The organism is Streptomyces sp. NPDC006197 (assembly GCF_040613865.1).
Lineage (GTDB): Bacteria > Actinomycetota > Actinomycetes > Streptomycetales > Streptomycetaceae > Streptomyces.
In genome coordinates this window covers 1-10,422 of the sequence record NZ_JBEXSZ010000210.1, presented here as the reverse complement: position 1 = coordinate 10,422, position 10,422 = coordinate 1, and the positions used below count along the sequence as shown (strand labels likewise).

At 73.9% G+C, this 10,422-nt stretch carries 12 protein-coding genes; 8 read left to right on the top strand and 4 right to left on the bottom strand.

What is annotated here, in order from left to right:
- Nucleotides 1-1,210 (bottom strand): hypothetical protein (locus tag ABZ318_RS37150; RefSeq protein WP_356906837.1); only part of this gene is annotated, 1,210 nt, incomplete at its 3' end.
- Between the two features lie 105 nt (nt 1,211-1,315).
- Between ABZ318_RS37150 and ABZ318_RS37145 the strand changes: the two genes are divergently transcribed.
- Entirely contained in the window at nt 1,316-1,768 is a 453-nt protein-coding gene (locus ABZ318_RS37145) for a DUF4442 domain-containing protein (RefSeq protein ID WP_177181806.1), read from the top strand.
- A 174-nt stretch (nt 1,769-1,942) separates the two neighbouring features.
- Nucleotides 1,943-2,596: a DedA family protein gene (locus tag ABZ318_RS37140; protein WP_356906836.1), complete on the top strand. Its 654-nt coding sequence runs from the start codon at nt 1,943-1,945 to the stop codon at nt 2,594-2,596.
- 70 nt (nt 2,597-2,666) lie between these two features.
- Here ABZ318_RS37140 and ABZ318_RS37135 read toward each other — a convergent pair whose 3' ends face one another.
- Nucleotides 2,667-3,194, bottom strand: coding sequence for a gamma carbonic anhydrase family protein (locus ABZ318_RS37135; protein WP_030686275.1), 528 nt, complete (start codon nt 3,192-3,194; stop codon nt 2,667-2,669).
- Nucleotides 3,195-3,341: 147 nt separating this feature from the next.
- On the opposite strand from ABZ318_RS37135, the gene ABZ318_RS37130 reads away from it, so the two are divergent.
- A complete protein-coding gene (locus ABZ318_RS37130; protein ID WP_356906835.1) occupies nt 3,342-4,109 on the top strand; it encodes an acyltransferase in 768 nt (255 codons plus the stop codon).
- A 15-nt stretch (nt 4,110-4,124) separates the two neighbouring features.
- Here the strand turns inward: ABZ318_RS37130 and ABZ318_RS37125 are convergent, their stop codons facing one another.
- On the bottom strand, nt 4,125-4,988 hold the full coding sequence (locus ABZ318_RS37125; protein WP_356906834.1) for a DMT family transporter: 864 nt from the start codon (nt 4,986-4,988) through the stop codon (nt 4,125-4,127).
- Between the two features lie 104 nt (nt 4,989-5,092).
- Here ABZ318_RS37125 and ABZ318_RS37120 point away from each other — a divergent pair, with 104 nt between their 5' ends.
- Nucleotides 5,093-5,665, top strand: a complete 573-nt coding sequence (locus ABZ318_RS37120; protein WP_123458761.1) for an XRE family transcriptional regulator — start codon at nt 5,093-5,095, stop codon at nt 5,663-5,665.
- A gap of 146 nt (nt 5,666-5,811) precedes the next feature.
- Entirely contained in the window at nt 5,812-6,375 is a 564-nt protein-coding gene (locus tag ABZ318_RS37115; protein WP_356906833.1) for a YbaK/EbsC family protein, read from the top strand.
- 15 nt (nt 6,376-6,390) lie between these two features.
- Here the strand turns inward: ABZ318_RS37115 and ABZ318_RS37110 are convergent, their stop codons facing one another.
- Nucleotides 6,391-6,831 (bottom strand): CoA-binding protein, encoded by a 441-nt coding sequence (locus ABZ318_RS37110; protein WP_356906832.1) that lies wholly within the window; start codon nt 6,829-6,831, stop codon nt 6,391-6,393.
- A gap of 152 nt (nt 6,832-6,983) precedes the next feature.
- Between ABZ318_RS37110 and ABZ318_RS37105 the strand changes: the two genes are divergently transcribed.
- The 3 genes from ABZ318_RS37105 to ABZ318_RS37095 form a co-directional block, all read left to right on the top strand.
- On the top strand, nt 6,984-7,610 hold the full coding sequence (locus tag ABZ318_RS37105; protein ID WP_356906831.1) for a YigZ family protein: 627 nt from the start codon (nt 6,984-6,986) through the stop codon (nt 7,608-7,610).
- 249 nt (nt 7,611-7,859) lie between these two features.
- On the top strand, nt 7,860-9,026 hold the full coding sequence (locus ABZ318_RS37100) for an exonuclease SbcCD subunit D (RefSeq protein WP_356906830.1): 1,167 nt from the start codon (nt 7,860-7,862) through the stop codon (nt 9,024-9,026).
- A partial coding sequence (locus tag ABZ318_RS37095) for an SMC family ATPase (protein ID WP_356906829.1) occupies nt 9,023-10,422 on the top strand: 1,400 nt, incomplete at its 3' end. The genes ABZ318_RS37100 and ABZ318_RS37095, both read left to right, overlap by 4 nt.

The following is a 10,422-nucleotide window of genomic DNA, read 5'->3' as shown; positions in this document are numbered from 1 at the left end:
GCGGATGCATCCAGGCCCGCCGGAACGAGGGGAGAACCATGTCCCTCATCGAAGCCCAGGCGCCACTGCACGAGGCCCACCGCGACAACCACACGAGCCGGACCGTGGAGAGGATCTGCCGGACCGTGGCGTCGGGCAGCTCGTCCTTGACGCCGTCGGCCCCGTAGAGCACCCAGGTCGAGAAGTCGCCCGCCGTGTTCTTGAAGGTGAAGGCGTAGGACTTGCCGTCCGTCTCGCACTTGTTGCGCTTCTTGACGCCCGGCGCCGTGGCGGTCGCCAGGCTGCCGGTGAGGCCGGACTTCGTGGTGTACGGCACGGGCTTGGTGATCTTGATGGTGCTCTGCGGCATGTGCTGGGCGTAGCCGCCCCACACCCACGTACCGGCCTCGCCGCGCGCGGCGGCCGCGGTGTCCTTGGCGCCCTGACCGCCCTTGGTGCCGGCGGTGGCCAGGCTCCAGGTCTCGTCGGTGCCGTTCTTGTCGACGTCGTAGGCGCACCACTTGGTCTTGAGGCTCGTGGGGCTGGACATCGTGACCAGCGGAACGCCGCCGCCCTTCTTCTCGTCCTCGAAGAAGGTGATCGAGCCCGGCTTGTGCACCTCCCACTCCGGCGGGACGTCGAAGAGGGTGCCGTACTTCGGGTTGTAGACGACCTTCCAGCCGGGGATCGTCGGCTGCTGCGCCGCGCCGTCGCGCGGGTTGGCGATCGACTGGCTCGGGGTGGGCGCCGGGGCGGACGAGGGGTCCGCGGAGGCGGTGACGGGCGGCTTGGGGTCGTCGGCGACGTCCTTCTTGTCGTCGTCCTTGCCGAGCACGAGGAAACCGGTGACTCCGGCCGCGACGACCACGGCGGTGGCGGCGACGATCGCCACGAGCGTCGTCTGCTTCTTCTTCCCGCCGTCGGGCCCGCCGGGCTGTCCGGGGCCGGGCACCGCGTACTGCTGCGGCACGGTCGGCTGCTGGTACGGGTTGGGTTGACCCGGCTGCTGGGCGTATCCCTGCTGCGGGTACCCGGGCTGCGTCGGCGGCTGCTGCGGATAGCCGGGTTGCTGCGGATAGCCGGGCTGCGTCTGCGGCTGCTGCGGGTACCCGGGCTGGGCCGGCGGCTGCTGATACGGGTTCGGCTGCTGGTACCCCGACTGCTGGTAGGGGTTCTGACTCTGGTCCTGCGGGTTCTGCTCGCCCCCGGGCGGCTGCTGTCCTGGCCACATGGCCAGTAACCATAGAGGTGCGGGGGCCGCTCGACCACGCCCGCCCCCGGCCCGGGGGCGGACGGGGATGGCCAAGGCTGCTACTCGTGGGTAACATCACGGTCCATGAGCGCAGACCAGATGTCCGTCGGCGAGATGCTCGCCGCCACGGTCCCCATGGCCGGAACCCTGAACCTGGAGTTCCTGGAGACCACCGCCGAGCGCGCCGTCGTGCGCCTCCCGGACCAGCCCGCCTACCACAACCACGTCGGCGGCCCGCACGCCGGAGCGATGTTCACCCTCGCCGAGTCCGCCAGCGGCGCCATCGTGCTCGCCGCCTTCGGCGACCAGCTGAGCCGTGCCGTCCCGCTCGCCGTCAAGGCCGAGATCGGCTACAAGAAGCTGGCCATGGGCGTCGTCACGGCCACCGCCACCCTCGGCCGCCCCGCCGCCGAGGTCGTCGCCGAACTCGACGCCGGGCAGCGCCCGGAGTTCCCGGTGCGGATCGACATCACCCGTGAGGACGGCGCCGTGACCGGCGAGATGACCGTCGTCTGGACCCTGCGCCCGAACGCCTGACCTCCGGCCGCCGCGCGCCGCCCTCGCAACCCTCCGGGGTGCGGGGGCGTCCGTATGGGGGGCGGTGCTCGTCGAGGGCCCCGTCCCCTCGGCCGGGGTAGGCTTCGACGGCGTGCCCGTCGAGGTGTGTCCGGGCCATCGAGCAGCTGAGCAGCCGATACGGGAGGAAGCGCGTTGCACGTCCAGGAGTGGCTGGAGACGATCCCCGCGGTCGCCGTCTACGTCCTTGTGGCGGCGGTGATCGGGCTGGAGAGCCTGGGCATCCCGCTCCCCGGCGAGATCGTGCTCGTGAGCTCGGCGCTGCTCGCCTCGCAGCACGGCGACATCAATCCGTACGTCCTCGGCGCCTGCGCCACCGCCGGCGCGATCGTCGGCGACTCGATCGGATACGCGATCGGCCGCAAGGGCGGACGGCCGCTGCTCGCCTGGCTGGGCGGGAAGTTCCCCAAGCACTTCAGCGAGGCCAACATCGGGCTCGCCGAGAGCTCCTTCCAGAAGTGGGGCATGTGGGCGGTCTTCTTCGGCCGCTTCATCGCCCTCCTCCGCATCTTCGCGGGACCGCTCGCGGGCGTGCTGCACATGCCGTACTGGAAGTTCCTCATCGCCAACGTCCTCGGCGGCATCCTGTGGGCCGGCGGCACCACGGCCGTCATCTACTCGGTCGGCGTCGTCGCCGAGGCCTGGCTCAAGCGCTTCTCCTGGCTGGGCCTCGTCCTCGCCGTGCTGATCGGCGTCGCCTCGATGCTGGTCGTCAGGAACCGCGCCAGGAAGGCGGCGGCGCAGCGGGCCGAGGCCGCGGAGCCGGAGCCGGTCCCCGCGACGGACTGAGCGCGGACCGCACGCGTACGGAGCGGAGGGCGGCACCCCGGACGGGTGCCGCCCTCCGCCGTGTCGGAGCTCAGTCCTCGAAGGCCTCGGCGTGGACCTTGGCGAGGTGCAGGTACATCTCGGCGTTCAGCCGGATCCCCGCCTTCTCCTCGTCGGTCAGCGGGCGGCGCACCTTCGCCGGGACCCCCGCGACCAGCGAGCCCGGCGGGATCTCCATCCCCTGCGGGACGAGCGCCTGGGCGGCGACGAGCGAGCCGGCGCCGATCCGGGCCCCGTTGAGGACGGTCGCGCCCATGCCGACGAGCACGTCGTCCTCGATCACGCAGCCGTGCACGGTCGCGTTGTGGCCGACGGTCACCCGGTCCCCGATCGAGACGGGGAAGCCGGGGTCGACGTGGACCGTGCAGTTGTCCTGGACGTTGGAGTCCTCGCCGATCGCGATCGGACCGCAGTCCGCCCGCAGCACCGCGTGGTACCAGATGCCGGCGCGGGCGCCGAGCGTGACCTCGCCGAGCACCACGGAGGTCGGGGCGGTGAAGGCGGTCGGGTCGATCCGCGGCTCCTTGCCGCCCACTCCCTTGATCAACGCCTCTGTCATGGTTCGCTCCTGATCGTCGGATCCTGGGATCGTCAGCCGTCGTGTCACGCCCGGGGGTGCCCCCGGCCGCAGCCTATGCCGTGCTCATGACGGACATCACAGCGCACCGCACTGATCAGGTACGACGGCTCCGACTACGGTGGCCGGGTGCCCAGGAACAGAAACACGTTCTCATCCCTCGCCGCCTGGCGGCGCAGGCTCCTCGCCCGTGCCGTACAGGGCGGCTGGCGCTGGGTGCAGCAGGCCGGCTCCGTCACCGCCGAGCATCCCGGGAAGCTGCGGTTCCGCCGCCTCGGCGCGGGCACCCGGCTCGCCTTCCCGCAGGGCACGGTCTTCGGCGAGCCGTGGATCGAGATCGGCGAGTGCTGCATCATCGCCGAACAGGTCACGCTGACGGCGGGGATGCTGCCGGACCTCGACCTCGGGACCGACACGGTCCTGTCCCTGGGGGACGGGGTCGTCCTCGGGCGGGGCAGCCACGTCATCGCCGACGCGAAGGTGACGATCGGCTCGGACACGTACTGCGGCCCGTACGTCTACATCACCTCGACGAACCACAGCTACGACGACCCGGACGAGCCCGTCGGCCGCCAGTGGCCCCGCTCGGAACCCGTCTCCATCGGCCCCGGCTGCTGGCTCGGCACGGGCGCCGTGGTCCTTCCCGGCGCGCGCCTCGGCCGCAACGTCGTCGTCGCGGCGGGCGCGGTGGTGCGCGGCGAGGTCCCGGACCACTCGGTCGTGGCGGGCGCCCCGGCGAAGGTCGTCCGCAGCTGGGACCCGGAGAACGGCTGGCAGCCCCCGCTCCGCACCCCCGCCCCGACCCCGATCCCGGAGCACGTCACCCCGGAGCAGCTCGCGGCGCTGGCGGTCTGGGAGGCCCAGCGCGCGGGCAGCTCCGAGTCCGTGCCGTCTTGATCGACCCCCGGCCCCCTAGCCCGTCGCCAGGAGGACCGTGCCCACCAGGGCGAGACCCGCGCCCGCGGCCTGGACGGCGCGGAGGCGTTCCTTGAGGACCCCGCGGGCCGCGAGGGCCGTGACGACCGGGTAGAGGCTGGCGAGGACGGCGGCGACGGTGACCGGGCCCTGCTGCGCGGCCATCGCGTACGTGCCGTTGGCGGCGACGTCCGCGAGGCCCACGAAGGCGAGGGCCGGAATCGCGGCGCCGACGGCCCGGGCCCCGCCCTCGGGGAGCGCGCGGCCGCCACGGCGCACCGAGGCGTACAGGGCTCCGCCGCCGACCAGGACGTTGGTGACGCGCTGGACGAACAGGGCCAGGAACAGGCCCGTGACGGTCGTGGACGCCTCGGCGATGAGCGCCATCACCGAGCCGAAGCCGAAGGCGGCGACCAGGGTCAGCAGGACCGCCTGGCGCTGGACGGGCGCCCCGCGCAGCTCCGGTCCGCCCGCGAGCACCACGCCGAGGATCGCCACGCCGATGCCGGCGAACTGGAGCAGCCCCGGCCGGTCGCCGACGAGCAGGCCGACGGAGACGGGGACGACGACGCCGAGGGAGCCGAGCGGGGAGACCACGCCCATGGGGCCGAGCGCGAGCGCCTTGTAGAACGCGAGCATGGCCGCCGGGCCGACGACGCCCGCCCCGACCGCGTACCAGAGCTGGGGTCCCGCCTCGGTCCAGGCGCCGGTCGCGAGGACGATCGTGCCCAGGACGAGGACCGCGAGGGTCTGGGAGACCACGACGACGGTGAGGGCGGGGATCCGGCGGGTGAGGAGTCCGCCCCCGAAGTCGGCGAGGCCCCAGAGAAGGCTGGTGGCCAGGGCGAACAGGGCGGTCATGGATCCTCGCAAGGGCGTGCGGCAGTACAGTGCAGTGAACAATCGGGTGCACCCCACCGTAGTTCAGTTCATTGAACTCTGTCATCCAGAATATTGGACGGAATGTGTCGGACCTCGACCAGCTCACGCAGTCGCTCGCCCGGAACCTGAAGCGCTGGCGCAAGGAGCGGGGATTCACCCTGGACGCGCTCGCCGCACGCGCCGGCGTCAGCCGCGGCATGATCATCCAGATCGAGCAGGCCCGGACCAACCCCAGCGTCGGCACCACCGTGAAGCTGGCCGACGCCCTCGGCGTCTCCATCACGACCCTCCTCGACTACGAGCAGGGCCCCCAGGTCCGGCTCGTCCCGCCCGGCCAGGCCGTCCGGATGTGGTCCACCTCCACCGGCAGCCACACCACCCTCCTGGTCGGCACGGAGGCCCGCGGCCCGCTGGAGCTCTGGTCCTGGACCCTCATGCCCGGCGACGGCACCGCCTCCGACCCGCACCCCGAGGGCACGGTCGAACTGCTGCACGTCACCGCCGGCACGCTCACCCTGGTCGTGGACGGCGAGGACCACCCGCTGCCCGCCGGCACCTCCGCCGTCTTCGAGGCGAACGTCGCGCACACCTACCGCAACGACGGCGACGAGCCGGTCGAGATGACGATGGCCGTCTCCATCCCACCCGTACGCTGACGCCCCCGCCGCCCGTACGCCGACACCCGCCGCCCGTGCGCCGACACCCGCCCCCGCCCGTACGCTGACGCCCCCGCCCGTAAGCCGTCGCCCGTACGCTGAGACGGACGTCCCCGGACCGGGCGGCGGTTGTTAGCGTGAGGCGCATGCGCGCACCCATCGGAGACTTCGACGACGCCCGACCCGCCCCCGACTGCCTCGACCTCCTGACCGACCCCGTCGCCGCCGCCGTCCGCGCCTGGACGGGACCCGTCCCGGCCGACCAGGTGCTGTACGTGGACACCGACCCGGTCATCGCCGACACGGCCGTCTTCGTGGAGCACCACGGGCCCGAACTCCTCGACGCCTCCGCCAACTGCGTGGTCGTCGCGGGCAGGCGCGGGGAGACGACCACCCTCGCCGCGTGCCTCGTGAAGTCGGCGGCCCGCGTCGACGTCAACGGCCTCGTCCGCAAGCACCTCGGCGCCCGCAAGGCCTCGTTCGCGCCGATGGACACCGCGACCGGCGAGACCGGCATGGAGTACGGCGGGATCACCCCGCTCGGCCTCCCGGCCGACTGGCCGCTGCTCGTCGACGCCGCCGTCGTCGACACCGAGTGGGTCCTCGTCGGCAGCGGCCGCCGCCGGGGCAAGCTCATCCTCCCCGGCAAGGCCTTCGCCCAACTCCCCGGCGCCGTCGTCCTGGAGGGCCTCGGCGTCCCCGTCGGCTGAGGACGCGGCCGGGGCTCAGCCCAGGCGCGGTATCTCGATCGCGGGGCAGCGGTCCATGACCATGTCGAGGCCCGCCCCGCGGGTCCGGGCGAACGCGTCGTCGTCGACGACGTCCAGCTGGAACCAGACCGCCTTGGCGCCGATCGCGACGGCCTCGTCGGCGACGGCCCCCGCCAGCTCGCTGTTCACGAAGACGTCCACGACGTCGACCGGGAACGGGATGTCGGCCAGCGAGGCGTAACCCCGCTCGCCGTGGACCGTCTCCGCCTTCGGGTGCACCGGGACGATCCGCTTGCCGAAACGCTGGAGGACGGCCGCCACCCCGTACGCGGCACGGGACCGGTTCGACGAGAGGCCGACCACCGCCCAGGTGTCGCCCGTGGACGTCAGGATCCGCCGCACCGCCTCCGACGCGGAGTACGCGGCGGGGTCCGTGGTCGTGGTGTCTACGCTCATCGCTCTGCTGCCTCTCGTCGGTGCGGTCCGTCCATGAGAAGAACGAGGCGCGGCGGGCCGGGATTCCCGTACGTGCGTCCCGGCGGCCCTGAGATCTCCCCTAGGGGCGCCGTGCCGACCAGGCCGGGCCGGACGGCCCGTACGCTGGTCGGATGCAGGAGCAGTACCGCACGCTGGCCCGCGAGGGTGTGCACGAGACCGAGATCAACCGCTCGCGCTTCCTCTGCGCGCTCGCGCCCGTCGCCGACGAGCGCGAGGCGCAGGAGTTCGTCGCGCGGATCCGCAGGGAGCACCCGACCGCCTCCCACAACTGCTTCGCGTACGTCCTCGGAGCCGACGCCTCCGTGCAGAAGGCGAGCGACGACGGCGAGCCCGGCGGCACGGCCGGCGTCCCCATGCTCCAGATGCTGCTGCGCCGCGAGATGCGGTACGTCGCCGCCGTCGTCACCCGCTACTACGGCGGCGTGAAACTGGGCGCGGGCGGCCTGATCCGCGCGTACGGCGGGGTGGTCGGCGAGGCGCTCGACGCCCTCGGCACCGTCACCCGGCAGCGCTTCCGGCTCGCCACCGTCACCGTCGACCACCAGCGCGCGGGCAAGCTGGAGAACGACCTGCGGGCCACCGGTCGCGCCGTCCGCGAGGTGCGGTACGCCGACGCCGTCACGATCGAGGTCGGCCTTCCCGACGGGGACGTGCCCGCCTTCCGCGGCTGGCTCGCCGACGCCACGGCGGGCACGGCCTCCTTCGAACTAGGCGGCGAGGCGTACGGCGACGCGTGAGACGTCACACGTGACGGCGTGGGGCATCACACGTGACGGCGTGAGACGTCACACGTGACGCACCTCACGTGACGGGCCGTCAGTGAGGCCCCGTACGCGACGCGGTGCGGCCGGGTCCCGGGGCCCGCCCGGCCGCACGCGCTCCCGTGGACGGGCCGCACCCACCCGCCCGCTCGGGATAGCGTGGTGCGCGCACACGAACGGGAACCGGCGGCGAGGGGCAGGGCACATGCGGGGTGGGGCGGCATCGTGAGGCTCCTGCACACCTCGGACTGGCATCTCGGCCGGTCCTTCCACCGCGTCGGCCTCCTCGACGCCCAGGCCGCCTTCCTCGACCACCTCGTGGCGACCGTCCACGCGCACGACGTGGACGCCGTCCTCGTCGCCGGGGACGTCTACGACCGGGCCGTGCCCCCGCTGCCCGCCGTCGAGCTCTTCGACACCGCGCTGCATCGTCTCGCCGAGGCCGGGGTGCCCACCGTCATGATCTCGGGCAACCACGACTCCGCCCGGCGGCTCGGCGTCGGCGCCGGACTCATCGAGCGGGCCGGTATCCACCTCCGTACCGACCCCGACGGCATCGGCACCCCCGTCCTCCTCTCCGACGTCCACGGCGAGGTCGCCCTCTACGGGCTGCCCTACCTCGAACCCGTGCTCGTCCGCGAGCGGCTCGGCGCCGAGAAGGGCGGCCACGAGGCCGTCCTCGCCGCCGCCATGGACCGGGTCCGCGCCGACCTCGCCCGCCGGCCCGCCGGCACCCGCTCCGTCGTCGTCGCCCACGCCTTCGTCGCGGGCGGCGCGCCGAGCGACAGCGAGCGGGACATCACGGTCGGCGGCGTCGCCGCCGTCCCCGCCGGGATCTTCGACGGCGTCGACTACGTCGCCCTCGGCCACCTCCACGGCAGCCAGACCCTCACCCCGCGCGTCCGCTACTCCGGCTCCCCCCTCGCCTACTCGTTCTCCGAGGCCGACCACTGCAAGAGCATGTGGCTGATCGACCTCGGAGAGGACGGGACGATCACCGGCGACGTACGCCTCGACTGCCCCGTCCCGCGCCCCCTCGCCCGCATCCGGGGACGGCTCGACGACCTCCTCGCCGACCCCGCCCTCACCCCGCACGAGCAGTCCTGGGTCGAGGCCACCCTCACCGACCCCGTGCGGCCACCCGAGCCCATGGCCCGGCTCACCGAACGCTTCCCGCACACCCTCAACCTGGTCTTCGACCCCGAGCGCACCCCGGACAACCCCGGCGCCTCCTACGCCCAGCGGCTCCGGGACCGCAGCGACCAGCAGATCGCGGAGGACTTCGTGGCCCACGTGCGCGGCGGCGGCCTCGACGGCGCCGAACGGACGGTCCTGTACGGCGCCTTCGACGACGTCCGCGTCGACACGGCCGAGCGCGAGGTGGGCCGGTGAGGCTGCACCGCCTGGAGATCACCGCCTTCGGCCCGTTCGGCACCACGCAGAGGATCGACTTCGACGCCCTGTCCTCCGCCGGGCTCTTCCTCCTCCACGGGCCGACCGGCGCCGGCAAGACCTCCGTCCTCGACGCCGTCTGCTTCGCCCTGTACGGAAGCGTGCCCGGCGTCCGCCAGACCCCCGGCGCCTCCCTGCGCAGCGACCACGCCCCCGTCGGCACGTACACCGAGGTCCTCCTCGAACTGACCGTGGGGGACCGGCGCCTGGAGATCACCCGCCGCCCCGCCCAGCAGCGGCCCAAGAAGCGCGGTGCACCCGGCTTCACCACCGAGAAGGCCCAGACCTGGCTCCGCGAGTACGACCCGGCCACCGGCGAGTGGGCCGGCCTCAGCCGCTCCCACCAGGAGACGGGAGAGGAGATCACCCAGCTCCTCGGCATGAGCCGCGAGCAGTTCTGCCAGGTCGTCCTTCTCCCGCAGGGCGACTTCGCCCGCTTCCTGCGCGCCGACGCCGAGGCCCGGGGCAAGCTCCTCGGCCGCCTCTTCGACACCCGCCGCTTCGCCGCCGTCGAGGAACGCCTCGCCGAACTGCGCCGCGCCGCCCAGCAGCAGGTCGAGGACGGGGACGCGCGGCTGCTCACCCTGGCCCACCGCATGACCCAGGCCGCCGGCGGCCTCGCCGCCGCCCGCACCCCCGTCGAGGGCCGGCCGGGCGACCCCGGGCTCGCCGACTCCGTCCTCACCTGGGCCGCCGTCGCCCGCACCGAGGCGCGTGAGGCCCTCGACATCGCGGACGTGCGCCTCACCGCGGCCGAGGCCGCCCGGGACGCCGCGCGCGCCGCACTCGACGCGGAGAACGACCTCGCCGCCCGGCAGGCCCGGCACGCCGACGCCCTCCGGCGCCGCGAGCGGCTCACCGAGCAGGCCCCCGAGCGCGACCGCCTCCAGGACGCCCTCGACCGGGGCCTCAAGGCCGACCGGGTGGCTCCCGCCCTCGGACTGCGCCGCGACGCCGAGCGCGAGCACGCCGCCGCGCACGCCGCCCGGGAGCGGGCCCGCGCCCTGCTGCCCCCCGACCTCGCCGAGGCCGGCGCCGAACAGCTCTCCGCCCTCGAACACCGGCTGCGCGAGGAGCTCGGCGGCCTCGACGCGGCCCGCCGCGCCGAGCGCCGCGCGGCCGCCGTCGCCGAGGAACGCGCCGTACTCGCCCGGGAGGCGCGCGCCGACGAGGACGCCCTCCGGGACGCGGCCGACTGGCTCGCCGGCTGGGAACCGCGCCGCACGGCCCTCGCCGAACGCGTCGAGGCCGCCCGCGACGCCGCCGCCCGCGCCGAACACCTCGCGGGCCGGCTGGAGCCCGCCCGCCGCAGGCTCGCCGCGGCCCGCCGCCGCCC

Coding starts and splice junctions, on each gene's coding strand:
- ABZ318_RS37145 (WP_177181806.1), top strand. CDS start 1,316: ATGAGCGCAGACCAGATGTCCGTCGGCGAGATGCTCGCCGCCACGGTC.
- ABZ318_RS37135 (WP_030686275.1), bottom strand. CDS start 3,194: ATGACAGAGGCGTTGATCAAGGGAGTGGGCGGCAAGGAGCCGCGGATC.
- ABZ318_RS37125 (WP_356906834.1), bottom strand. CDS start 4,988: ATGACCGCCCTGTTCGCCCTGGCCACCAGCCTTCTCTGGGGCCTCGCC.
- ABZ318_RS37115 (WP_356906833.1), top strand. CDS start 5,812: ATGCGCGCACCCATCGGAGACTTCGACGACGCCCGACCCGCCCCCGAC.
- ABZ318_RS37110 (WP_356906832.1), bottom strand. CDS start 6,831: ATGAGCGTAGACACCACGACCACGGACCCCGCCGCGTACTCCGCGTCG.
- ABZ318_RS37105 (WP_356906831.1), top strand. CDS start 6,984: ATGCAGGAGCAGTACCGCACGCTGGCCCGCGAGGGTGTGCACGAGACC.